Below are 23898 nucleotides of genomic sequence, written 5' to 3' on the forward strand. Positions count from 1 at the left end.
ACCCATGAGCCGACACACTCTCAGCGTGCTGGTGGAGAACGTGCCGGGCGCGCTCGCCCGCGTTTCCGGGCTGTTCTCCCGCCGCAGCTTCAACATCGAATCCCTGGCCGTCGGCCCGACCGAGCACCCGGAGATCTCCCGGATGACGATCGTGGTCGCGGTCAGCGACCAGCCCCTCGAACAGGTCACCAAGCAGCTCAACAAGCTCGTCAACGTGATCAAGATCGTGGAGCTGGAACCGGAGGTCGCGGTCCAGCGCGAACTGCTCCTGGTGAAGGTGCGGGCCGACGCCTCCGTGCGCAGCCAGGTGCTGGAGACCGTCCAGCTGTTCCGGGCCAAGGTCGTCGACGTCTCCCCGGAGGCGCTGACCGTCGAAGCCACCGGCGACGGCGAGAAGCTGGGCGCGCTGCTGCGCATGCTGGAGCCCTACGGTATCCGGGAGATGGTGCAGTCCGGGGCGATCGCCATCGGCCGCGGACCCCGTTCCATCACCGCCACCGCGGTGCGCTGACCCCGGTCCCCGGCACCGCCGGGAGATCGTCGGCGCGCACCGGCGGGCGGCCGTCCCGCCGCGACCGGGACGGCCACCGCGGGCAGAACAATTCGAGAAGTCCCGAAAGGAACACGGAAACCATCATGGCAACTGAGATCTTCTACGACGCCGACGCCGACCTCAGCATCGTGCAGGGCCGCAAGGTCGCGGTCATCGGCTACGGCAGCCAGGGCCACGCGCACGCGCTGAGCCTGCGCGACTCCGGTGTGGACGTTCGCATCGGCCTGCCCGAGGGATCGAAGTCCCGCGCCAAGGCCGAGGAAGAGGGCCTGCGGGTGCTGACCCCGGCCGAGGCCTCCGCCGAAGCCGACGTGATCATGATCCTGGCGCCGGACACCAAGCAGCGGGAGATCTACGCCAACGACGTCGCCCCCAACCTCAAGAGCGGCGACGCGCTCTTCTTCGGCCACGGCTTCAACATCCGCTACGGCCTGATCCAGCCGCCGTCGGACGTCGACGTCGCCATGGTCGCCCCCAAGGGCCCCGGCCACCTGGTGCGCCGCCAGTTCGTCGACGGCAAGGGCGTGCCCTGCCTGATCGCCATCGAGCAGGACGCTTCCGGCAACGCACAGGCGCTGGCGCTGTCCTACGCCGCGGGCATCGGCGGCGCTCGCGCCGGCGTCATCAAGACCACCTTCAAGGAGGAGACCGAGACCGACCTGTTCGGTGAGCAGGCCGTCCTCTGCGGTGGCGCCAGCGCCCTCGTGCAGACCGGTTTCGAGGTCCTCGTCGAGGCCGGCTACCAGCCCGAGATCGCCTACTTCGAGGTGCTGCACGAGCTGAAGCTGATCGTCGACCTCATGTGGGAGGGCGGCATCGCCGGGCAGCGCTACTCCTGCTCCGACACCGCCGAGTACGGCGACCTCACCCGCGGCCCGCGCGTCGTCGACGCGCACGTCAAGGAATCCATGCAGAAGATCCTCGGCGAGATCCAGGACGGCACCTTCGCGAAGGAGTGGGTCGCCGAGGACGAGGCCGGCCGCCCCCACTTCACCAAGCTGCAGCAGGCCGGCAACGACCACCAGATCGAAGAGGTCGGCAAGAAGCTCCGCGCCCTCATGTCCTGGACCGGGAAGTGAGCATCGGCGCACCGCTGAACTGAACCAGCACGCCGCCCGCCGTCCGATCGACGGCGGGTGAGCGGTCGGGAAGGCCCGGGATCCCCACAAGGGATCACCGGGCCTTCGGCTTTTCCCCCTCGGGGTCTTCTTGCTTTGGGGGCGGGTGGCGGAACCTCAGCGCTTTCCTCGCTGTGAGATCGATTTCACCGGTGGCTCCGCCACAGGAGAAATCGCTGTCCTCGCGAGGAAAGCGCTGAGAACCCGCGGGTGGTCCTGCTGCTTGCTGGGTCGCTGCTCATCGGCTTCGCCGCTGACAGGACGGTGTCAGGGCTTCTTCGCGTAGAGGGTGGTGAGGAGGTCGACCACGGCGCTGGTCGCGGGGTGGGGGTCGTTGCGGGGCCAGATGACCTGGACGGGGACCGGGGGTGCGTCGCGGACCGGGCGGTAGGTGATGCCGTCGCGGCGGTACTGGGCGACCGTGCCGTGCGGGGTGATCCCCACGCAGCGGCCGGTCGCGATCGCCGCCAGCCAGTCGTCGATGTCGTGCGTCTGCTCCAGCACCGGGCGCTGCTCCGGCGGCCACAGGTCCGCGGTGGTGGTGCCGGTGCGGCGGTCCACCACCAGCACCCGGTCCCGGATCTCGCCCAGCGGCACCGAACGCCGCCGCGCCCACGGGTCGTCGCCCGCAAGCGCCACGTAGCGCCGTTCGTGCCCCACCGTCGCGTGCCCGTAGCGCGCGGAATCCACCCCGGCCCGCACCACCGCCAGATCGCAGGCGCCCTCGGCGAGGCCGCCGGTGTGCGTGTTGGTGCGCACCAGGTGCAGCGCCACGTCCGGGCGCTCGGCCGCCCAGCGGCGCTGGAACTCCTTGGTGTGCCGCCCCACCGCCGACCACGCGTGCCCGAGGCGAAGCCGGGCGTGGCCGCCGGTGGCCTCCCGCACCAGCTCCTCCGCCTCGGCCAGCAGGTGCCGGGCGCGGGCCAGCACCCGCGCGCCCGCCGAGGTCGGGACGCAGCTGCGGCTGGTGCGGTCCAGCAGCCGGACGCCGAGCGCGCGCTCCAGCGAACGCAGCGTGCGCGAGACCGCCGCCTGCGACACCCCGAGCTCGATCGCGGCGTCGGTGAACGTCCCGGCGTCCGCGATCGCCACCAGGCAGCGCAGCTGCCGCAACTCCACATCCATGACTCCAGCGTATGGATGGTGGTCCCGGTGCATTTTGCCCGGCGCCGCGGCGGCCCGATGCTCGCGGTCATGACGACGACGGAACGCCTCGAACCGGCCACCGCGGACACCGGGACCGCGGGAACCGGGCGGGCGGCCGGGGTGGCGCTGATGCTCGGCGGCGGACTGTCGAACCAGTTCGGCGCCGCCACCGGGGCGCTCGCGTTCCCCGTCGTCGGACCCGCCGGGGTGGTGGCGGTGCGGCAGTGGGTGGCGGCCGTGGTGCTGCTGGTCGCCGGACGGCCGCGGCTGCGCTCGTTCACCGCGCGGCAGTGGTGGCCGGTGCTGGGCCTGGCCGCCGTGTTCGCCACCATGAACCTCTCGCTGTACACCGCCATCGACCGCATCGGGCTCGGCCTCGCCGTCACCCTCGAATTCCTCGGGCCGCTGGCGGTGGCGCTGCTGACCTCGCGGCGCGCCGTCGACCTCGGCTGCGCCCTCGCCGCCGGGGCCGCCGTGGTGGTGCTGACCCGGCCGCAGCCCAGCACCGACTACGCGGGCATCGGGCTGGCGCTGCTGGCCGCGGTCTGCTGGGGCTGCTACGTGCTGCTGAACCGGACCGTGGGGCGCCGGGTGCCCGGCGCGCAGGGCTCGGCGGCCGCGGCGGGCGTCTCCGGGCTGCTGTACCTGCCGATCGGCATCGCGGTGCTCTGGCAGCACCCGCCGACGCCCGCCGCGCTCGGCTGCGCGGTCGCCGCGGGAGTGCTGTCCTCGGTGGTCCCGTTCGTCGCCGACCTGTTCGCGCTGCGCCGGGTGCCCGCGAACTCCTTCGGCGTCTTCATGAGCGTCAACCCGGTGCTCGCCGCGGTGGTCGGCCTCGTCGTGCTGGGCCAGCGGCCCGGACCGCTGGAGTGGGTGGCGATCGGGGTGATCGTGGCGGCGAACGCGGTCGCCGTGCTCGCCGGGTCCCGCGCGGCCCGCCGCTGACGACCGCGCAGCGGGGCGTCACCGGAGGGCCCGGACGCGTCGGCGTCCGGGGGAACGGCCACCCGTTCACGCGATCGAAGGGCACCGCCGGTGAGCGGTATCGTGCCGGGCGTGAGCGAAGAGACCAACACCACCGTGGACGAACCGGTGGACGACAAGGCGCACATCCGGCACAAGCTGGACTTCACCGACGCCGAGTGGATCACCAGCACCGAGGACGACGACGAACCGGGCGTGGAGATCGCCTTCGTCGACGGCTACATCGGCATGCGCAACGGCGCCGAGCCGGAAGGACCCGTCCTCGTGTTCACGCCCGAGGAATGGGACGCCTTCGTCGCGGGGGCCAAGGACGGCGAATTCGACGAGCCGTGATCCCCGACCGCACGCGCAGCCGCTGAGCTGCCGGTTCATCCTCCCGCCTTCGATCCGGTCGGGCCGCTCGCGCGGACGCCCGGGGCGGCGCGCGGTGGGGTTGGGATGCGTCACACCCTTGTGAACGAGTTCTCAATCTCCCGTTAAACTCGCTGACCGTCCGGGTACAACGCCGTGCCCAGCTACGACCGTGATCCCTCTCAATGGAGCGCGCCCGTGACCAACCGTCCTGTCGTCCTGATCGCCGAGAAGCTGGCCCCCTCCGTGCTGGAAGCCCTCGGAGAAGAGGTCGAGATCCGCCACGTCGACGGCACGGACCGGCCGGCGCTGCTGGAGGCCGTCGCCGACGCCGACGCGCTGCTGGTCCGCTCCGCCACCAAGGTGGACGCCGAAGTCCTCGGCGCGACCGGCAAGCTCAAGGTCGTCGCCCGCGCCGGCGTCGGCCTGGACAACGTCGAGGTGCCCGCCGCCACCGAGCGCGGCGTGATGGTCGTCAACGCGCCCACCTCGAACATCGTCTCCGCCGCCGAGCACGCGCTGGCGCTGCTGCTGGCGGTGGCCCGCAACGTGGCCGCCGCGGACGCGAGCCTGCGCGCGGGGGAGTGGAAGCGCAGCTCCTTCAGCGGCATCGAGCTCAACGGCAAGACCATCGGCGTCGTCGGCCTCGGCAAGATCGGCCAGCTGTTCGCGCAGCGCATCGCGGCCTTCGGCACCAAGCTCATCGCCTACGACCCCTACGTCTCGGCCGCGCGCGCCGCGCAGCTGGGCATCGAGCTGGTCAGCCTGGAAGACCTGCTGGCGCGCGCCGACGCGATCTCCATCCACCTGCCGAAGACCGCCGAGACCCTCGGCCTGATCGGCGCGGAGGAGCTCAAGAAGGCCAAGCAGGGCCTCATCGTCATCAACGCCGCCCGCGGTGGCCTGGTGGACGAGGAGGCGCTGGCCGAGGCGATCCGCAGCGGTCACATCGGCGGTGCCGGCATCGACGTCTACAAGACGGAGCCGACCACCTCCAGCCCGCTGTTCGAGCTGACCAACGTGGTCGCCACCCCGCACCTGGGCGCCTCCACCACCGAGGCGCAGGACCGCGCGGGCACCGACGTGGCCCGCTCGGTGCTGCTGGCGCTGCGCGGCGACTTCGTGCCGGACGCGGTGAACGTGCAGGGCGGTGCCGTCGGCGAAGAGGTGCGCCCGTACCTGCCGCTGACCCAGAAGCTGGGCCAGCTGCTGGCCGCCGTGCTCGGCAGCACGCCGACCTCGGTGACCGTCGAGGCGCGCGGCGAGCTCGCGCACGAAGACGTCTCGGTGCTGCAGCTCGCGGCGCTGCGCGGCGTGTTCTCCGGTGCCGTGGACAGCCAGGTCACCTTCGTCAACGCGCCGCAGCTGGCCGAGGACCTCGGGGTGCAGGTCGAGGTGAAGACCACCTCGGAGAGCCCGAACCACCGCAGCGTCGTCTCGGTGCGCGCGACGCTCGCCGACGGCCGTTCGGCGGTCGTGTCGGGCGCGCTGTCCGGCACCGACCTGGTGGAGAAGCTGATCGAGGTCAACGGCCGCCACTTCGACCTGCGGGCCGAGGGCAGCGTGCTGCTGCTGGAGTACCCGGACCGCCCGGGCGTGATGGGCAAGGTCGGCACCCTGCTGGGCGAGGTCGGCGTGAACATCGAGGCGGCCACGGTCAGCCAGACCGCCGAGGGCTCCGACGCGATCATGCTGCTGCGGGTGGACCGCCCGGTGGAGGCGGGCGTGCTGGAGCCGATCGGCGCGGCCGTCGGCGCTCGCACGGTCCGGACCGTGGACTTCGAGTGATCGGCTGACCGGCGAGGTTTCGGGTTCGCCGTTGCCGGAAAAGGGGCCGTCGCACACCTGTGGGCGGCCCTTTTCGCCACCCCGCTCACCTGCGTCACTCGTTCGGGTGTCCCGCCAACCGGGATGCCTCGACCACTTGGTGGGTCCGGCGTGCCTGCCCGCGTGGCCTTGCCGGTAGCCTTCGGCGCAACAGTTCGAGCCCCGCGGGTCGGGGTGGTAGTCGGGAGGTGTGTACATGCGGCTCGCTGTGATCCCCGGTGACGGGATCGGGCCGGAGGTGGTGGCCGAGGCGCTCAAGGTCCTCGGTGAGGTCGTTCCCGATACCGAGATCACTCGATACGACCTGGGAGCCGCCCGCTGGCACGCGACCGGTGAGCTGCTGCCGGAATCGGTGCTGACCGAACTCCGCCAGCACGACGCGATCCTGCTCGGCGCGGTCGGCGACCCCTCGGTGCCCAGCGGAATCCTGGAGCGCGGGCTGCTGCTGCGGCTGCGCTTCGAGCTCGACCACCACGTCAACCTCCGCCCCGCCCGGCTGTACCCGGGGGTGAAGAGCCCGGTCAACGACCCGGGTGAGATCGACATGGTGGTGGTGCGCGAAGGCACCGAAGGCCCCTACGCGGGCAACGGCGGTCTGCTGCGCAAGGACACGACCCACGAGATCGCCACCGAGGTCAGCCTCAACACGGCGTTCGGCGTGGAGCGGGTGGTGCGCGACGCGTTCGCCCGCGCCGCGTCCCGGCCGCGCAAGCACCTCACGCTGGTGCACAAGACCAACGTCCTCACCCACGCCGGATCGTTGTGGTCCCGGGTGGTCGAGGAGGTCTCGCTGCAACACCCCGACGTGACGGTCGCCTACCAGCACGTGGACGCGACGACGATCCACCTGGTGACCGACCCGAGCCGGTTCGACGTGGTGGTCACCGACAACCTGTTCGGCGACATCATCACCGACCTGGCCGGTGCGGTGACCGGCGGGATCGGTCTCGCCGCCAGCGGCAACATCGACGCGACCCGGCGGAACCCGAGCATGTTCGAGCCGGTGCACGGCAGCGCGCCGGACATCGCCGGGCACGGTTCGGCGGACCCGACGGCCGCGGTCCTGTCGGTGGCGCTGCTGCTCGACCACGTCGGGCAGACCGAGGCGGCACGCCGGGTGGAGGCCTCCGTGGCCTTCGACCTGGCGACGCGGGACCACTCGGCACCGGGAGCGACGTTCGCGGTCGGCGACCGGCTCGCCGCGCTGGTGTCCTCCCGCGAGGTGGCCCAGCAACCCTGATCTCCGGGTCCAGGACGGGCGCCTCCCCGCTCCGGGGAGGCGCCCGTCCTCGTCTCCGGGGTGCGGACCGCGGACGCGTTCCACCTGGGCGGACCGGGAACCGGCGGGTGGTGCCGGGCCGGTGCGGTGTGGCAGCATGCGGGCGTGGCCACCACGACCATGATCATTATCGGAGCGCGCGCCGGGTGACGGATTCCGCACCCCCGGCGCGCAGACCTCTCGCATCCACGCGGGGGGTCTTTTTCATGTTCCGGGGGCGGTTCGGCACCAGGCGGCTCCGCCGCACGAGACACCCGACAGCCCGCAGGAGACCCCAGTGACCCGCACGACCCCGGCCGCCACCCCGCTCGGCGACGACTTCCACGTCTACGACACGACGCTGCGCGACGGAGCCCAGCGGGAAGGCATCTCCTACTCGGTCACCGACAAGCTCGCCGTCGCGCGGCTGCTGGACTCGCTCGGCGTCGGTTTCGTCGAAGGAGGCTGGCCCGGCGCGCTGCCCAAGGACACCGAGTTCTTCGCCCGCGCCGCCGCCGGTGAGCTCGACCTGCGGCACGCCGCGCTCGTCGCCTTCGGCGCCACCCGCCGGGCGGGCGTGCCCGCGCAGGAGGACCCGCAGGTGCGGGCGCTGCTCGACTCCGGCGCACCCGTCATCACCCTCGTCGCCAAGGCCGACCGCAGGCACGTGGAGCGCGCGCTGCGCACCAGCGCCGAGGAGAACCGCGCGATGATCGCCGACACGGTGCGCCACCTCGTCGGCGAGGGCCGCCGGGTGTTCGTGGACGCCGAGCACTTCTTCGACGGCTACGCCCACGACCCGGACCACGCGCTGCGGGTGCTCGACGCCGCCGTCACCGCGGGCGCCGACCTCGCCGTGCTGTGCGACACCAACGGCGGGCAGCTGCCGACCGGGCTCGCCGACACCGTGCGGGAGGTCGTGGCGCGCACCGGGTTCCGCGTCGGCATCCACTGCCAGGACGACACCGCCTGCGCCGTCGCCAACTCGGTCGCCGCCGTGCAGGCCGGCGCCAGCCACGTGCAGTGCACCGCCAACGGTTACGGCGAGCGCGCGGGCAACGCGGACCTGTTCTCGGTCGTCGGGAACCTCCGGACCAAGCTCGGCATGCCGGTGCTGCCGGACGGGCGGCTGACCGAGCTGACCCGCGTCTCGCACGCGCTCGCCGAGATCGCCAACCTCGCCCCCGACGCGCACCAGGCGTACGTGGGCGCCTCCACGTTCGCGCACAAGGCGGGGCTGCACGCGAGCGCGATCAAGGTGGACCCGGAGCTGTACAACCACCTGGACCCGGCCGTGGTCGGCAACGAGATGCGGGTGCTGGTCACCGAGATGGCCGGGCGCGCCAGCCTGGAGCTCAAGGGCGCCGAACTCGGCGTGGACCTGTCCGGGGCGCCCGACGCGGTCGGCGGCGCGGTGCGCAGGGTCAAGGAGTTGGAGGCGCGCGGCTGGTCCTTCGAGGCCGCCGACGCCTCGCTGGAACTGCTGCTGCGCCGCGAACTCGACGCGGCGGGGGAGCGGTCCGCGGTACCGGAGGCGCCGTTCGAGCTGGAGTCCTACCGGGTGCTGCTGGACCACCGCCCCGACGGCGCCGTCGTCTCCGAGGCCACGGTGAAGGTGCACGTCGCCGGAACCCGGGTGATCGCCACCGCCGAGGGCAACGGCCCGGTGAACGCGCTGGACGCGGCGCTGCGCGAGGCGCTGGTGCCGCACCTGCCGTGGCTGGACGAGGTGGCGCTGGTGGACTACAAGGTCCGCATCCTCACCGACGCCTCCGGCACCGACGCGGTCACCCGGGTGCTGGTGGAATCCCGGGACGACCACGAGGAGTGGACCACCGTCGGCGTGCACGGCAACATCGTCGAGGCCAGCTGGCTCGCGCTCCGCGACGCCCTCGCGTACAAGGCGTTGCGCCGCAACGCGAACGCGGACCGACCGGCGACGGGCCCGGCCGCCGCGACCGCATAGGCTGGTCCGGCCCGCCCCGCGCGGGACACGTGGAACAACCGGGAACGAAAAGAGGTCCGCCGTGCGCCTGGCCCGAGTCGCCCACTCCGACGGGGTGTCGTTCGTCGCGCTGGAACCCGATCCGTCGGCGCCGAAGGAGAAGGTGCTGGCCATCGAGATCGACCAGCACCCGTTCGGCGACCCCACCTTCACCGGGCGCAAGTGGCCGATGGCCGACGTCCGGCTGCTCGCCCCGATCCTGCCCAGCAAGGTCGTCTGCGTCGGCAAGAACTACGCCGACCACGCGAAGGAGATGGGCGGGGAGGCGCCGGCGAACCCGGTGATCTTCATGAAGCCGTCGACTTCGGTCACGAGCCCGAACGCGCCGATCAAGCTGCCGCCGAACTCGGAGCGCGTCGACTTCGAGGGCGAGCTGGCCGCCGTCATCGGCCAGCCGTGCAAGGACGTGCCGGAGGCGCGCGGCACCGAGGTGGTCCTCGGCTACACGATCGCCAACGACGTCACCGCGCGCGACCAGCAGCAGGCCGACGGGCAGTGGACCCGGGCCAAGGGCTACGACACGTTCTGCCCGCTGGGGCCGTGGATCGACACCGCCGTGGACCCCGCCGACCTGGGGCTGCGCACCGAGCTGGACGGCGAGCTCCACCAGGAGTCGCGGACCTCGCTGATGCTGCACGACGTGGCGGGCCTGGTGTCCTGGGTGTCGCGGATCATGACCCTGCTGCCCGGCGACGTCATCCTCACCGGCACCCCCGCCGGGGTGGGGCCGATGAAGTCCGGCCAGTCGGTCTCCGTCTCCATCGACGGCCTCGGCACCCTCACCAACCCGGTGCAGTGATCCGCACTGCCCGCCGCCCGACAACAGCGGCGGGCAGTGCCCTTCCCCGATCCTCTTCCTGTCAGCGCGAAGCGCTGAGCCAACGACCACGCACGCAACCGGACCACCCGCGGGTGAGGTTCCGCCACCCACCCCCTCAACGAGACGACCAGCGCGCAGGAGGGCGTTCGCGAAGAGCGCCGTAGGCGAGCAGGTAGGGCGGGAGCACCCGCAGCGCGGGCAGCCGCGTGATCAACCGGATCGGGCGCGGCAGCCGGGTCCGGCCCCCGAAGTCGATGGCACCGCGCAGCGCGGGCTCGACCACGTTGCGGTGCAACACCTTCTGCAATCCCTGGATCAGCACGGTCGTCGGCCAGCGCCTGCGCTGGATCGCCGCCACGTGCCTGCGCCGCAGCCGGCCCTCGCGCAGCGGCCGCGCCAGGTGCCGGGCCGCGGCCACCGCGTCCTGCACGGCCAGGTTGATGCCGATGCCGCCGACCGGGGACATGGCGTGCGCCGCGTCCCCGATGCACAGCAGCCCCGGCACGTGCCACTTGCGCAACCGGTCGAGGGTGACGTGCAGCAGCTTCACGTCCGCCCACTCGCCGACCAGCTCGCGGCCGTCGTCGAACCAGGGCACGAGGCGGCGCAGCCGCCGGTTGAACTCCTCGATCGGCCCGGACCTGCCGTCGGCATCGGTGTCCTTCGCGATGATCGAGGCCGTCTGGTAGTAGTCGCCGCGGTCGATCAGCGCGGTGAACGTGCGGTCCCGGACCAGCCCGACCAGCCCGGAGGGGTCGTCCTCCCGGCGCGGCACCCGGAACCAGCGCACGTCCATCGGAGTGGGGAAGTCCCGCAGCCCGAGCTCCGGCAGCCGCCGGGCGAGCGAATCCCGTCCGTCGCAGGCGACGGTGATGTCGGCGCGCAGTTCCCCGGTGGTGCCGTCGGCCGCGCGGTAGTGCACGCCGTTGACCCGGCCGCCCTCCCGGATGAGCCCGGTGACCTCGGTGCGCATCCGCAGCGCGAAACCGTCCTCCTGCTTCGCCTCCTCGGCGAGCAGGTCCAGCAGATCCCACTGCGGGACCAGCGCGATGTGGTTGTACTTGATCGGGAGCAGCCGGAAGTCCCCGATGGTGACGAGTTCGCCGTCCTCGCCGACGGGCAGCCGCACCGTCTCCACCTTGCGCTGCGGCAGCGCGGCGAACCGCTCCGCCAGGCCGAGGTCGTCCATGAGCTGCAGGGTCGTCGGGTGCACCGTGTCGCCGCGGAAGTCCCGCAGGAAGTCGCCGTGCTTCTCCAGGACGGTGACCCGCACCCCGGAGCGGGCCAGCAGCAGCCCTAGGACCATGCCCGCGGGTCCGCCTCCGATGACGCAGCAGGTGGTGCGTTCCATCCCGATCACTCCCAGCCGGTGCGGCGCTGCACGAACATCCGGTCGATATTCAACGGACGTTGAATAACTCCAGGGTGCTCCTCCCGGACTCGCTGGTCAACCACCCCGCCCCGCCCGATATGGTGGGCGGGTCATGAGCACGCCAGAGTTCGCCACCCCAGCGCCAGGAACCGTCCGCGCCCGGTTCTGCCCGTCGCCCACCGGCACGCCGCACGTCGGGCTGATCCGCACCGCCCTGTTCAACTGGGCCTTCGCCCGGCACCACCGCGGCAGCCTCGTGTTCCGCATCGAGGACACCGACGCCAGCCGGGACAGCCAGGAGTCCTACGACGCGCTGCTCGAAGCGCTGCGCTGGCTCGGCCTCGACTGGGACGAAGGTCCCGGCGTCGGCGGCGAGCACGGCCCCTACCGGCAGAGCGAGCGCAAGGACGTCTACGCCGACATCGCCCAGCGCCTGCTGGCCGCCGGCGAGCTCTACGAGGCGTACTCCACGCCGGAAGAGGTCGAAGCCCGGCACAAGGCCGCCGGCCGCGACCCCAAGCTCGGCTACGACAACTTCGACCGCGACCTCACCGACGAGCAGAAGGCCGCCCACCGCGCCGAAGGCCGCACCCCCGTGCTGCGGCTGCGGATGCCGGACCACGACATCACCTTCGACGACCTCGTCCGCGGCGAGATCACCTTCCGCGCGGGCACCGTGCCCGACCCGGTGCTCGTCCGCGGCAGCGGTGACGCGCTCTACACCCTCACCAACCCCGTCGACGACGCGCTCATGCGCATCACCCACGTGCTGCGCGGCGAGGACCTGCTCTCCTCCACCCCGCGCCAGATCGCGCTCTACGAAGCGCTCCAGCGCATCGGCGTCACCGACTTCACCCCCGCCTTCGGGCACCTGCCGTTCGTCATGGGCGAAGGCAACAAGAAGCTCTCCAAGCGCGACCCGCAGTCCAACCTGTTCCACCACCGGGACCGCGGATTCCTGCCCGAAGGGCTGCTCAACTACCTGGCGCTGCTCGGCTGGTCCATCGCCGACGACCGCGACGTGTTCACCCTCGACGAGATGGTCGAGGCCTTCGACATCGGCAGCGTGAGCAGCAACCCCGCGCGGTTCGACCAGAAGAAGGCCGACGCCATCAACTCGGCGCACCTGCGGGCCCTCGCCCCCGACGACTTCGTGCAGCGCGTCGTGCCCTACCTCGTCGCGGGCGGCGTGCTCGACGCCGAACCCACCGAGCAGCAGCTCGACACCGTGCGCGCGGCCGCACCCCTCGTGCAGGAACGGCTCATCGTGCTCTCCGACGCCGTCGGCATGATGCGGTTCCTGTTCGCGGGCGACGAGTTCGAACCCGAAGAGGCCTCCGCGCAGAAGGCCCTCGGCGACGACGCGCGGCCCGTCCTCGAAGCCGCCATCGGCGCCCTCGACGCCCTCGACGGCTGGACCACCGAAGCCATCGAAGCGGCGCTCAAGGAGTCCGTCGTGGACGGACTCGGCATCAAACCGCGCAAGGCCTTCGCGCCCGTCCGCGTCGCCGTCACCGGCCGCACCGTGTCGCCGCCGCTGTACGAATCGATGGAACTGCTCGGGCGGGACGTCTCGCTCCAGCGCCTCCGGCGCGCACTGGGCTGATCAGCAGCACGATTCCGGCGACCGGGTGATGTCCGCAATGGACGTCACCCGGTACCGGCGCGTGCACTAAACCGTGTCAGCCAACGACTATCACCGGCTTGGCCGAGTCGGGCACCGCCGGTGAACACCTAGCCTCTCGGGGTGACATCCGCGCCGCACCCAGAGATCGCCCCACCCGGCCACGTCAAAGCCGTGTGCCTCGACATCGACGACACCCTGCTCGACAACGCAGCCTCCTCCCGCCTCGGCCTCCGCGCCCTCATCGGCAACGACGCCGCCTGGCCCGTGTGGCGACACACCACCGAAGAGCACTACGAGCGCTACGTCGCGGGCGAACTCGACTTCGCCACCATGTGCCGCGAACGCACCCGCGCCTTCTTCGCCGCCTTCGGCGAACGGCTCAGCGACGCCGAAGCCGCCGCCCGCGAAGACCGCCGCATGGCCGCCATGCAAGCCGCCTGGTGCCTCTTCGACGACGCCGTGCCCTGCCTCGACTGGCTGCGCGCCGCAGGCCTCCAGCTCGCCGTCATCACCAACGCGCCCAGCGCCTACCAGCGCAAGAAGATCAGCCGCACCGGGCTCGCCGGCGTCTTCGACAGCCTCGTCATCTCCGGCGAACTCGGCATCGCCAAACCCGATCCGCGGATCTTCCACGCCGCCTGCGAATCCCTCGGCGCCGCCCCGCACGAAGTCGTCCACGTCGGCGACCGGCTCGACACCGACGCCCTCGGCGCCGCCGACGCCGGACTGCACGGCGTCTGGCTCAACCGCGGCGGAACCGAGCACACCCCGCCCGACGGCGTGTCCATGATCACCAGCCTCGCGGAACTCCCCGAACTCCTCGTCTGCGAACTGCCCTTCGCGCCCGGGATCCCCGGCCAGAACGTCGCTGCCCCGACTCCGGCGGACCGGTCCCAACCGGACATCGGGAGACCGCGCCTCGGCGCGCTCAGCGGCTGAACGAGCCCGGCCCGCGACGCCGGCGACGACGCCGACCGGACAGCGCCCCGGACCCACCCCCACCAGGGAAGTCATCCGAAGAGGGGGGTGCTGTCACGGCCCCGCGGGCCATGCTCTACTATTTTCATCAGCAAGGCGGACAGCGGCAAAGAGCCGGACTTCCCCCAGAAGCCCGGACCAGCACCGCTGAACGCCGAAGCCGATGGGGTATGGTGTAATCGGCAGCACGACTGATTCTGGTTCAGTTAGTCTAGGTTCGAGTCCTGGTACCCCAGCGGAACGATCAGCAATGATCGTTCGTTCTAGGGCCCCGTCGTCTAGCGGCCTAGGACGCCGGCCTCTCACGCCGGTAGCGCGGGTTCGAATCCCGTCGGGGCTACGTCAGCGTGTTCAGTCCCCACATCCTTCGGGTGTGGGGACTTTTCCGTGTTCGTCCTTTTTCTGGGGGGCGACCCCCCAGGCCCCCACGGTGCGGGGGGTGCGGTTGTGTGGGTGGGCTTGGCGCTTTGCGCCTCGCGGTGGGGTGGGCTCGCGCTGCGCGCTTCGCGGTGGGTGGGCTCGCGCTTCGCGCTTCGCGCTTCGCGCCTCGCGCTTTGCGCTTTGTGTTTTGTGGGTGGGGTGGCTTTGCGGTTTGGGGTGGGTGTGCTTCGGGCTTTGGGGTTTGGTGGGGGTGGTTGTTGGGGGGTGGGTGGGGTGTTGTAGAGTTCTTTTTGTTGCGCGGTCCCGTCGTCTAGCGGCCTAGGACTCCGGCCTCTCACGCCGGCAGCGCGGGTTCGAATCCCGTCGGGACTACCAGGAAAGCCCCGCTTCCTTTGGGAAGCGGGGCTTTTCTTTGTTGGGGTTGTTGTTCTGGTGGGGTTGGGTTTCTCGGCCTCGGCCTCGGCCTCGGCCTCGGCCTCGGCCTCGGCCTTCGGCCGTTGGCCGTTGGGCGGGGTGGGTCTTGGTGGGGCGGTGGGGTCAGAGGCGGTTTTGGAGGCCTTCGGTGGCTGCTAGGAGGTCTTGGGCCCAGCGGGCTCCTGGCCTCCGGCCCATGCGGTCGATGGGGCCGGAGACCGAGATCGCGGCTACCACCGTGCCTTGGGAATCCCTGACGGGAGCCGAGACGCTGGCCACTCCGGACTCGCGTTCCGCGACGCTCTGCGCCCAGCCGCGGCGGCGGACCTCCAGCAGGGTGCGCTCGCCGAACACCGCCTCCGACAGGACCGCGCGCTGGGTGGCCGGATCCGCCCACGCCGCGAGGACCTTCGCGCCCGAACCCGCCACCATCGGCAACGTGCTCCCCACCGGCACCGTGTCCCGCAAGCCGCTCGGCGGCTCCGCCGAGGCGATGCACAGGCGCTGCATGCCGTCCCGGCGGTACAACTGCACGCTCTCGCCCGTGATGTCCCGCAATTTGGGCAGCACCGTCGAGGCCGCCTCCAGCAGCGGATCCACCGCGCCACCGGCCAGCTCCGCCAGCGCGGCGCCCGGCCGCCACCGGCCGTCCGAACCGCGGCGCAGCAGGCGGTGCACCTCCAGGCCCACCGCCAGCCGGTGCGCGGTCGCCCGCGGCAGGCCCGTCCGGCCGCACAACTCCGTCAAACCGCACGGCTCACCGGCCACCGCCTGCAGCACGGCCACTGCCTTGTCCAACACTCCGATACCGCTATGCTGTCCCACGTACCGATATTAACTTCTCGATATCTGAGAAGTCCACTCTTTGGGACAGTGCCCCGGAACCGGGGTGCGACCACCACATCTCGATGGGGAGGAGCGATGGGCAACACGCTCGCGGAGAAGGTCTGGGAAGGCCACATCGTGCGCCGAGGTGAAGGCCACGAACCCGACCTGCTCTACATCGACCTCCACCTCGTGCACGAAGTCACCAGCCCGCAGGCGTTCGAAGGGCTGCGGCTGGCAGGCCGCCCCGTCCGGCGGCCCGATCTCACGATCGCCACCGAGGACCACAACGTGCCCACCACCGGCATCGACCTGCCGATCGCGGACCCCGTCTCGCGCACCCAGGTGGACACCTTGCGGCGCAACTGCGAGGAGTTCGGCGTCCGCCTGCACCCGATGGGCGACGCGGAGCAGGGCATCGTGCACGTGGTGGGGCCGCAGCTGGGGCTCACCCAGCCCGGCACCACGGTGGTGTGCGGCGACAGCCACACCTCCACCCACGGCGCGTTCGGCGCGCTCGCGTTCGGCATCGGCACCTCCGAGGTGGAGCACGTCCTCGCCACCCAGACGCTGCCGCTGCGCCCGTTCAAGACGATGGCCGTCAACGTCGAGGGCACGCTGCGCCCCGGAGTCACGAGCAAGGACGTCATCCTCGCCGTCATCGCCAAGATCGGCACCGGCGGCGGGCAGGGCTACGTCCTGGAGTACCGCGGCGAAGCGATCCGGCAGCTGTCCATGGAAGCCCGCATGACGATCTGCAACATGTCGATCGAAGCGGGCGCCCGCGCCGGGATGATCGCCCCCGACGAGACGACCTTCGAATACCTCAAGGGACGCCCGCACGCGCCGGAAGGCGCCGACTGGGACGCCGCCGTCGAGTACTGGAAGACGCTGCGGACCGACGAGGGCGCCGAATTCGACGCCGAGGTCACCATCGACGCCGACGCGCTCACCCCGTTCGTCACCTGGGGCACCAACCCCGGGCAGGGCCTGCCGCTGGGGGAGCGGATCCCCGATCCCGCGGACATCGGCGACGACGCCGAGCGCTACGCCGTCGAGAAGGCGCTCGACTACATGGGCCTGGAAGGCGGCACTCCGCTGCGCGAAGTCGCCGTGGACACCGTCTTCCTCGGTTCCTGCACCAACGGCCGCATCGAGGACCTGCGGGCCGCAGCGGGCGTCCTGGACGGCCGCAAGGTCGCCCAGGACGTGCGGATGCTCGTCGTCCCCGGCTCGATGAAGGTCCGGCTGCAGGCCGAGACCGAAGGACTCGACGAGGTCTTCACCGCGGCCGGCGCCGAATGGCGTTCCGCGGGCTGCTCCATGTGCCTCGGCATGAACCCCGACCAGCTCGCTCCCGGGGAGCGCAGCGCCTCCACCTCCAACCGGAACTTCGAAGGGCGGCAGGGCAAGGGCGGGCGCACCCACCTGGTCTCCCCGCTGGTGGCGGCCGCGACCGCCGTCCGCGGCACCCTGTCCTCGCCCGAAGACCTCGACTGACCCACCACGACCCGAAAGGAGCAACGTTCGATGGAACCGTTCACCGAGCACACCGGCGTCGGCGTTCCGCTGCGGCGGTCCAACGTGGACACTGACCAGATCATCCCCGCCGTGTACCTCAAACGGGTCGCGCGGACCGGGTTCGAGGACGCGTTGTTCGCCGGATGGCGCGGCGACGAGACCTTCGTGCTCAACAACGACGCGTACCGGAACGGCAGCGTGCTGGTCGCCGGACCGGACTTCGGCACCGGATCGTCCCGCGAGCACGCCGTCTGGGCGCTCAAGGACTACGGCTTCCGGGTGGTCATCTCCTCCCGGTTCGCCGACATCTTCCGCGGCAACTCCGGCAAGCAGGGACTGCTCGCCGCCGAGTGCGCGCAGTCCGATGTGGAACTGCTCTGGAAGTTGCTGGAGAACGAACCCGGCACCGAGGTGACCGTCGACCTCGTCGAGCGGACCGTGCAGGCGAAGGACCTCACGGTGCCGTTCGGCATCGACGACTACACCCGCTGGCGGTTGCTGGAAGGCCTCGACGACATCGGTTTGACGCTGCGCCACGCCGAGACGATCGACACGTACGAAAAAACCCGGCCTTCCTTCAAACCCGCGACGCTGCCCGCCCGCGCGGGCTGATCGGCTCCGGCCGCGAAGCGGATTCTCCTTTCTGCGCAGGGAAGAACCGATTCGCGGCCGGTGTTCACAACCTCACCGGGAAACCGGCGCGACGAGCCCCGAGCCGCCGAAAGCCCCCACGCCCCAACGAAAAAATGGGGCGTGGCGAATGGCATTCGGCAGTTCGGGGCTTTACCGTGGGTTTCGAGTCGGCCCGACGGGGCCGTTGTTGTCCTGGGAGGGACTGAAGTGAACAAGGCCCAACTCATCGAGGCACTCGCGGAACGCCTCGGCGACAAGAAGACCGCCAGTCAGGCGGTGGAAGGCGTCGTGGACCTCATCGTCCGCAACGTCAACAAGGGCGAGAAGGTCAACATCACCGGCTTCGGCGTCTTCGAGAAGCGCGCACGTGCCGCCCGCACCGCGCGCAACCCGCGGACCGGCGAAGCCGTCAAGGTGAAGAAGACCAACGTCCCGGCCTTCCGCGCCGGCACCCAGTTCAAGGAAGTCGTCGGCGGCAGCCGGAAACTGCCCCGCGCGACCGCGGCGAAGTCGGCGGGCACCAAGTCCGCGGGCACCCGCGCCACCGCCACCAAGACCGCGGGCACCGGCCGCGCCGCGGCGAAGACCGCGAGCACCGCCACCAAGGCGCCCGCCACCAAGGCCGCCGGCACCAAGGCGAGCACCGCCAAGACGGCCGCCGCGACCAAGACCGCGCCGAAGAAGGCCGCCGCCACGCGGTCCAGCGCCAAGCCGGCCGCCACCAAGGCCGCGCCGAAGGCCGCCGCGGGCACCAAGGCCACCGCGGCCAAGTCCACCGGGACCAAGGCGCCCGCCGCGAAGGCGAGCACCGCCAAGACCGGTACCGCCGCCAAGGCCGCCCCCAAGAGCACGGCGACCAAGAGCACGGCCGCCAAGAGCACCGCCACCAAGGCGGCGCCGAAGAAGGCCACCGCCACCAAGGCCGCGCCGAAGGCCGCCGCGTCGAAGTCCACCGCCAAGTCCACCGCCTCGAAGACCTCGGCGGCCAAGACCAGCGGCCAGACCTCGACGGCCAAGACCTCCACCGGCAAGAGCACGCGCAAGACCGCCAAGAAGTGAGCGCTCGCCGCCTGAGCGAGCCGAACCACGGCGGGCACGGGTGGCGTTCACGCACACCGCGCGGCGTCATCCGCGCCAGGCGCGGCGGCGGAGCGGCGGGCGGCCCCGGTACCCGGTCCACGGGCGCCGCGGCCGTGCGCGAGCACTGCTCCGCGAGCGTTCCGCGATGATCCCGGCACGATCGCCCAGTGCGATCGGGCCGGGATCATCGCCGTTCCGGGGTGTTCCGCGGAATCCGCCCGGGCGCCGACGGAGCCGGTGTCCCGAGCGGTCGGGTGCCGCGAACTCCGAATCCCGGTGAACGGGTCCGCGGCCGGATGAACCAGCGGCCGGGCGGAACCGCGGAGCTCGGGCCAGCTGCCGAACGGGCCAGCTGCCGAACGGGCCGGCTGCCGAACGGGTCAGCAGCGTGACGGATCAGCGGCCGGACGGATCCGCCAAGTAGTCCGCCGACACCAGCCGCAGCCGCGGTCCCGAACCGTTGCCCGAGTGCGCGTCCCGGCTGAACCGCAACGTCCACACGCTGCCCTTGGCGCTCGCCGGATCGCCCCGCTCACCGCGGCCGGTGCTCCTGCTGCGCGAACCGTCGCGCAGCACCCCGTTCCGCACGATGGCACCCCGCGGCGCCGAGCCGCCCGGATCCGCGCCGTCCGGCCCGAGAACTCCCGTCCCCGAAGCCTCCGGCGCGGAACTCCCCGGCCCGAAGTTCTCCGGTGCGCGCTCGGCGGACCGCGCCAGCCGGGCCACCAGGTCCGGGATCACCCCGCCTTGGCTGCACACCACGGCCGTGCCGGAACCCGCCGCGATGCGCAGGAACCGGTGCACGGCGGCCTCCGGGTCGGCCTTGTAGCCCTCCTCGGACAGCAGCGGTTCCACGGCCACCTCGATGCCCAGGCTTGCGGCGACCGGCCGCACCGTCTCCTCGCAGCGCACCCGCGGCGCCGAGTACACCCGTTCCGGCCCGAACAGCGGCAGCCACGAGTGCAGCGCGTCCCGCTGCCTGCGGCCGGTGCCCGACAGCGGGCGCAGCGCGTCGTCGCCGTCGAACTCCGCTCGTCGCCCGGCTTTCGCGTGCCGCACCAGCAACACCGTCACCGGATCGTCGGGCAGCGCCGCGAACTCGTCCAGCACCTGCCGGTCCTGCGGGTAGCTCAGCAGCTCCCGGGCCTTCGGCAGCGCGACCCACACCACCTCGTCGACCTCGTCGTTCGGCGCGAAATCGCCGTCCCCGGCGCGGGCCGTGAAGTAGTCCACCCGCTTGCCGGTGCGGCCGCCGGGCCCGGGCACCTCGTAGTGCACCCGGCCGAGGAAACCGGACAGCACGCAGCCGAACCCGGTCTCCTCCCGCACCTCCCGCACCGCGGCGTGCGCCGAGGTCTCGCCCGGGTCGAGCTTCCCCTTCGGCAGCGACCAATCGTCGTAGCGGGGGCGGTGCACCACGGCCACCTCGGGCGCCGCACCGGTGCCGGGCCGCCACAGCACCGCGCCCGCGGCGCGCACCGTCACCGGCAGCCTGCCGCTGCTGTTCGTCCGCCGCTCCGGTTCGTGCTGGGCCGTCATGACACCTTCGCCCCGTGCTGGCGCAGCATCTCCGCCTGGTGGTCCTGGACCTGCTCACCGCTGCGCGGCGAGGCCTCCCAATCGCCCTTCGCGTTGAGCACCCAGCAGCGCGTCTGCGCGTCCAGCGCCGAATCCATCATCGCGTCCAGCTGCTCGGTCAGCTTCGGGTCCACCACCCGCACCTGCGTCTCGATCCGGCGGTCCAGGTTGCGGTGCATCATGTCCGCGCTGCCGATCCAGCGCTCGTCGATGCCGACGAAGTGGAACACCCTGGAGTGCTCCAGGAACCGGCCCAGGATCGAACGGACCTCGATGTTCTCGCTGAGGCCCGCCACCCCGGCCTGCAGCGCGCAGATGCCGCGCACCACGATCCGGATCGGCACGCCCGCCAGCGAAGCGCGGTACAGCGCGTCGATGATCTGCTCGTCGACCAGCGAGTTGACCTTCATCCGGATCCCGCACGGCAGGCCGGTGCGGGCGCGCGCCGCCTCCGCCTCGATGCGTTCCACGATGCCGAGCCGGATCCCGTGCGGGGACACCAGGATCCGCCGGTAGGTGCTGTGCCGGGCGTAGCCGGTGAGCACGTTGAACAGGTCCGTGAGGTCCGCGCCCACCTCCGGCGCCGCCGTCAGCAGTCCCAGGTCCTCGTAGGTGCGGGCCGTCTTCGGGTTGTAGTTGCCGGTGCCCAGGTGGCAGTAGCGGCGGATCGCCGAACCCTCCTGGCGCACCACCAGCGCCGTCTTGCAGTGCGTCTTGAGCCCCACCAGGCCGTACACCACGTGCACCCCGGCACGCTCCAGGGTGCGCGCCCACTTGATGTTCGCCTGCTCGTCGAACCGGGCCTTCAGCTCGACCAGCGCCACCACCTGCTTGCCGGCCTCCGCCGCGTCGATCAGCGCGTTCACGATCGGCGAGTCACCGGAGGTGCGGTACAGGGTCTGCTTGATGGCCAGCACGTGCGGGTCGGCGGCGGCCTGCTCTATGAAGCGCTGCACCGAGGTGGAGAACGCGTCGTACGGGTGGTGCACCAGCACGTCGCCCTCGCGCAGCGTCGCGAAGATGCTCTTCGGCGTCTGCCCCTCGGCGAACGCCGGGTGGGTGGCGGGCACGAACGGCGGGTTCTTCAACTCGGGGCGCTGCAGCTTGTCCAGCTGGAACAGGCAGGACAGGTCCAGCAGGCCCGGCACCTCCACCACGTCGTGCTCGTCGACCTCCAGCTCGCGCAGCAGCAGTTCGAGCATCGTGTCGCTCATCGTGTCGGTGACCTCCAGGCGCACCGGCGGGCCGAACCGGCGTCGCGCCAGCTCCCGCTCCATCGCCTGCAGCAGGTCCTCGTCGCGGTCCTCCTCCACCTCCAGGTCCGCGTTGCGCGTCACCCGGAAGATGTGGTGGTCGCTGATGTCCATGCCGGGGAACAACTTGTCCAGGTGCGCGGCGATGAGCTCCTCCAGGGGCAGGAACGTCGCCCGCTCCTGCTCCCGGTCCGCCTCCACCCGGATCAGCCGCGGCACGTTGTCCGGCACCTTCACCCTGGCGAAGCGGCGCAGGCCCTCCTCCGGGTCGCTGACGGTCACCGCGAGGTTCAGCGACAGCCCCGAGATGTACGGGAACGGGTGCGCCGGGTCCACCGCGAGCGGGGTGAGCACCGGGAAGATGTGGTCGTCGAAGTACCGGCCCAGCACCTGCTGCTCGGCTTCGGCGAGCATGTTCCAGCGCTGGATGCGGATGCCGTTGGCCTCCAGCTCCGGCAGCAGCTCGTCGAGGAACGTGCGGCCCAGCTTCTTCGTCAGCTCCTGGTTCCGCGCCGAGATCCGGGTCAGCTGCTCGTGCGGGGTGAGCCCGTCCGCGCTGCGCACCGACAGGCCGGTCTCCTCCCGGCGCTTCAGGCCGGCGACGCGCACCATGTAGAACTCGTCCAGGTTGGACGCGAAGATCGCGAGGAACTTGGCGCGCTCCAGGACCGGCTGCGAGGGGTCCTCGGCGACGGCCAGCACCCGGGCGTTGAAGTCCAGCCAGGACAGCTCGCGGTTCAGGTAGCGGTCGTCGGGCAGGTCGGTGCTGGCGGCCGCGCGGGTCACCGCGGGGGGAGCGGCCGGTACCCGGGCACCGTCACCGCCGATCGCGGTCTTCGCCCCGTTGCGGGCGGGCGGCGGTGCGGTGGGTTCCGCGGCGGCCCGGCGCGCGGTGGAGCCGGTGCCTGCGGTCGTCCCCGCCGCGGACTTCGCGGTCCTGGTGGTCGCGGTGCGGCCCGTGGTGCGGGATCCGGTGGTGGGCGCGGACTTCGCCGCAGCGGTCTTGCGCCTGGTCGCCGCCGCGCCCGAGGTCGCCGCCCCGCTCGATCCGGCGGTTCCGCTCGATCCGGCCGCCCCGCTCGATCCGCTCGACTTCGCCCCGGCCCGCGGCGCGGCACCGGACCTGCTCGTGGACCCGGTGGCCCGCTTCTTCGCGGTCGTGGACTTCGCGGTGGACCGTGAGCCGGTCGTCCCGGACTTCGCCGCGGTCCGGCGCTTCGCACCCGGTGCGGTCGCCTCCGACTCGACCGCACCGGTTCCGGCGGCGGGCTCCGCGGCGCCCGCCGCACCGGCCGACCCGCCCGTCGCGTCCGCACCGGACGCCCCGGGAACCGCCGCCCGGCTCCCGCGGCCGGACTTCGGCGCATTCCGGCGAGCACCGGCGGACCCGGCGGTCGACGAGGTCCGGCGGCGCGCTGGTGGAGTGGTCTCGTGATCGCTGCTGTCGGTACTCACGGGGCCCATTCTCACCCATCCGGTCGCCGCGGTTCGACCTTTGTCGGCGGGAACACCACACAGGTCAGCGCGGGTGTCCGGCAGCCCCGGCCAGCCACGCCGAGGTGCGTTCGCCGAGCCCCATGCCCGTCGCCCGCCGCAGGTCCTCGGCGGTGTCCACATCGCAGCGCAGCGACTCCCAGCCGCCGTCCAGCCGCCGCGCACCGGACGCCTCGTGCGCCGCGGCCGACCCCGGCCCGAACCGCGGATCGAGCGCACCGTCCACCCCGGCCAGCAGCATCGTCGTCCCGGTCCCCAGGTGATCGGCGCAGAAGGCGCGGTGCGGCCCGGCGAGCTCCAGCGCCGCGGTCAGCTCCGCCGGACGCAGCGCGGGCAGGTCCGCCTGCAACGCGCCGACCCGCGCCCCGCGCCGCCGCAGCAGCCGCGCGCCGTGCTCCAGCGCCGGGTTCAGGCCCGCCGCCGGATCGTCCGGCACCACCTCGACGCCCACCGCCGCGAACGACCCGGCCAGCCGCGGGTCCGAAGTCACCACCAGCACCTCCCGCACGCCCGGGGCGCGGCGCGCGGCGTCCACCGCGTCGTGCGCGATCGCGCTGACCAGGTCCGCGTGCCGCTCGGCGGGCCGATCGCCGCGCAACCGCGACTTCGCCAGGTGCAGCGGCTTCATCGGCACCAGCAAGGACACTCCGAGGCTCATCCCGCCATCCTCCGCTCCGCCC

Annotated in this window: 20 protein-coding genes and 3 tRNA genes; 17 read left to right on the forward strand and 6 right to left on the reverse strand. The window is 71.9% G+C overall.

The genetic code is table 11. The features are described from left to right. Positions 1-4 precede the first annotated feature (4 nt). Both ilvN and ilvC read left to right on the forward strand, forming a co-directional pair. Positions 5-511, forward strand: a complete 507-nt coding sequence (gene ilvN, locus H1226_RS05470) for an acetolactate synthase small subunit (protein WP_224956483.1) — start codon at positions 5-7, stop codon at positions 509-511. A gap of 125 nt (positions 512-636) precedes the next feature. Then, on the forward strand, positions 637-1632 hold the full coding sequence (gene ilvC, locus H1226_RS05475) for a ketol-acid reductoisomerase (RefSeq protein WP_224956484.1): 996 nt from the start codon (positions 637-639) through the stop codon (positions 1630-1632). 306 nt (positions 1633-1938) lie between these two features. Here ilvC and H1226_RS05480 read toward each other — a convergent pair whose 3' ends face one another. Next, the gene (locus tag H1226_RS05480) at positions 1939-2796 is read right to left on the reverse strand and encodes a LysR family transcriptional regulator (RefSeq protein WP_258347637.1); all 858 of its coding nucleotides are present in this window, start codon (positions 2794-2796) and stop codon (positions 1939-1941) included. 69 nt (positions 2797-2865) lie between these two features. Here H1226_RS05480 and H1226_RS05485 point away from each other — a divergent pair, with 69 nt between their 5' ends. From H1226_RS05485 to H1226_RS05510, 6 genes are all read left to right on the forward strand, one after another. Further along, positions 2866-3762, forward strand: coding sequence for an EamA family transporter (locus H1226_RS05485; protein WP_258347638.1), 897 nt, complete (start codon positions 2866-2868; stop codon positions 3760-3762). A 111-nt stretch (positions 3763-3873) separates the two neighbouring features. Then, entirely contained in the window at positions 3874-4134 is a 261-nt protein-coding gene (locus H1226_RS05490; RefSeq protein ID WP_373690015.1) for a DUF397 domain-containing protein, read from the forward strand. A gap of 216 nt (positions 4135-4350) precedes the next feature. Continuing rightward, the gene (serA, locus tag H1226_RS05495) at positions 4351-5940 is read left to right on the forward strand and encodes a phosphoglycerate dehydrogenase (protein WP_224956487.1); all 1590 of its coding nucleotides are present in this window, start codon (positions 4351-4353) and stop codon (positions 5938-5940) included. Positions 5941-6175: 235 nt separating this feature from the next. After that, positions 6176-7219 (forward strand): 3-isopropylmalate dehydrogenase, encoded by a 1044-nt coding sequence (locus tag H1226_RS05500; RefSeq protein ID WP_224956488.1) that lies wholly within the window; start codon positions 6176-6178, stop codon positions 7217-7219. Positions 7220-7535: 316 nt separating this feature from the next. Then, complete coding sequence (gene cimA, locus H1226_RS05505) at positions 7536-9203, forward strand: citramalate synthase (RefSeq protein WP_258347639.1); 1668 nt, start codon at positions 7536-7538, stop codon at positions 9201-9203. A gap of 61 nt (positions 9204-9264) precedes the next feature. Next, positions 9265-10041 carry a fumarylacetoacetate hydrolase family protein gene (locus tag H1226_RS05510; RefSeq protein ID WP_224956490.1) on the forward strand — a complete coding sequence of 259 codons (777 nt, stop codon included), beginning with the start codon at positions 9265-9267 and terminating at the stop codon, positions 10039-10041. Positions 10042-10177: 136 nt separating this feature from the next. Here H1226_RS05510 and H1226_RS05515 read toward each other — a convergent pair whose 3' ends face one another. Continuing rightward, on the reverse strand, positions 10178-11413 hold the full coding sequence (locus H1226_RS05515; RefSeq protein WP_258347641.1) for an FAD-dependent oxidoreductase: 1236 nt from the start codon (positions 11411-11413) through the stop codon (positions 10178-10180). Between the two features lie 133 nt (positions 11414-11546). Here H1226_RS05515 and gltX point away from each other — a divergent pair, with 133 nt between their 5' ends. The 5 genes from gltX to H1226_RS05540 all read left to right on the forward strand — a co-directional run bounded on the left by gltX (position 11547) and on the right by H1226_RS05540 (position 14795). Next, positions 11547-13040 (forward strand): glutamate--tRNA ligase, encoded by a 1494-nt coding sequence (gene gltX / locus H1226_RS05520; RefSeq protein ID WP_224956493.1) that lies wholly within the window; start codon positions 11547-11549, stop codon positions 13038-13040. A 192-nt stretch (positions 13041-13232) separates the two neighbouring features. Continuing rightward, positions 13233-14000 carry an HAD family hydrolase gene (locus tag H1226_RS05525; RefSeq protein ID WP_258349348.1) on the forward strand — a complete coding sequence of 256 codons (768 nt, stop codon included), beginning with the start codon at positions 13233-13235 and terminating at the stop codon, positions 13998-14000. 203 nt (positions 14001-14203) lie between these two features. Further along, positions 14204-14275: transfer RNA gene (locus H1226_RS05530), tRNA-Gln, on the forward strand. Between the two features lie 31 nt (positions 14276-14306). After that, a tRNA-Glu gene (locus tag H1226_RS05535) sits at positions 14307-14379 on the forward strand. A 340-nt stretch (positions 14380-14719) separates the two neighbouring features. Further along, positions 14720-14795, forward strand: a tRNA-Glu gene (locus tag H1226_RS05540). Positions 14796-14957: 162 nt separating this feature from the next. On the opposite strand, the gene H1226_RS05545 is transcribed toward H1226_RS05540, so the two are convergent. Continuing rightward, positions 14958-15659: an IclR family transcriptional regulator gene (locus H1226_RS05545; protein WP_224959247.1), complete on the reverse strand. Its 702-nt coding sequence runs from the start codon at positions 15657-15659 to the stop codon at positions 14958-14960. A 96-nt stretch (positions 15660-15755) separates the two neighbouring features. Here H1226_RS05545 and leuC point away from each other — a divergent pair, with 96 nt between their 5' ends. From leuC to H1226_RS05560, 3 genes are all read left to right on the forward strand, one after another. Then, entirely contained in the window at positions 15756-17159 is a 1404-nt protein-coding gene (gene leuC / locus H1226_RS05550; protein ID WP_224959246.1) for a 3-isopropylmalate dehydratase large subunit, read from the forward strand. Between the two features lie 30 nt (positions 17160-17189). Continuing rightward, a complete protein-coding gene (gene leuD / locus H1226_RS05555; protein WP_224959245.1) occupies positions 17190-17792 on the forward strand; it encodes a 3-isopropylmalate dehydratase small subunit in 603 nt (200 codons plus the stop codon). Positions 17793-18020: 228 nt separating this feature from the next. Continuing rightward, the gene (locus tag H1226_RS05560; protein WP_258347643.1) at positions 18021-18872 is read left to right on the forward strand and encodes an HU family DNA-binding protein; all 852 of its coding nucleotides are present in this window, start codon (positions 18021-18023) and stop codon (positions 18870-18872) included. Between the two features lie 417 nt (positions 18873-19289). Here the strand turns inward: H1226_RS05560 and H1226_RS05565 are convergent, their stop codons facing one another. Next, on the reverse strand, positions 19290-20432 hold the full coding sequence (locus tag H1226_RS05565; protein WP_258347644.1) for an NUDIX hydrolase: 1143 nt from the start codon (positions 20430-20432) through the stop codon (positions 19290-19292). After that, the gene (locus tag H1226_RS05570; RefSeq protein ID WP_224967112.1) at positions 20429-22552 is read right to left on the reverse strand and encodes an RNA degradosome polyphosphate kinase; all 2124 of its coding nucleotides are present in this window, start codon (positions 22550-22552) and stop codon (positions 20429-20431) included. Before H1226_RS05570 ends, H1226_RS05565 begins: the two co-directional genes overlap by 4 nt. A 73-nt stretch (positions 22553-22625) precedes the next feature. Between H1226_RS05570 and H1226_RS05575 the strand changes: the two genes are divergently transcribed. After that, the gene (locus tag H1226_RS05575; RefSeq protein ID WP_258347648.1) at positions 22626-23159 is read left to right on the forward strand and encodes a hypothetical protein; all 534 of its coding nucleotides are present in this window, start codon (positions 22626-22628) and stop codon (positions 23157-23159) included. A gap of 84 nt (positions 23160-23243) precedes the next feature. On the opposite strand, the gene cofC is transcribed toward H1226_RS05575, so the two are convergent. Further along, positions 23244-23876 (reverse strand): 2-phospho-L-lactate guanylyltransferase, encoded by a 633-nt coding sequence (cofC, locus tag H1226_RS05580; protein ID WP_258347649.1) that lies wholly within the window; start codon positions 23874-23876, stop codon positions 23244-23246. Positions 23877-23898 lie beyond the last annotated feature (22 nt).

It is taken from the genome of Saccharopolyspora gregorii (genome assembly GCF_024734405.1).
GTDB lineage: Bacteria > Actinomycetota > Actinomycetes > Mycobacteriales > Pseudonocardiaceae > Saccharopolyspora_C > Saccharopolyspora_C gregorii.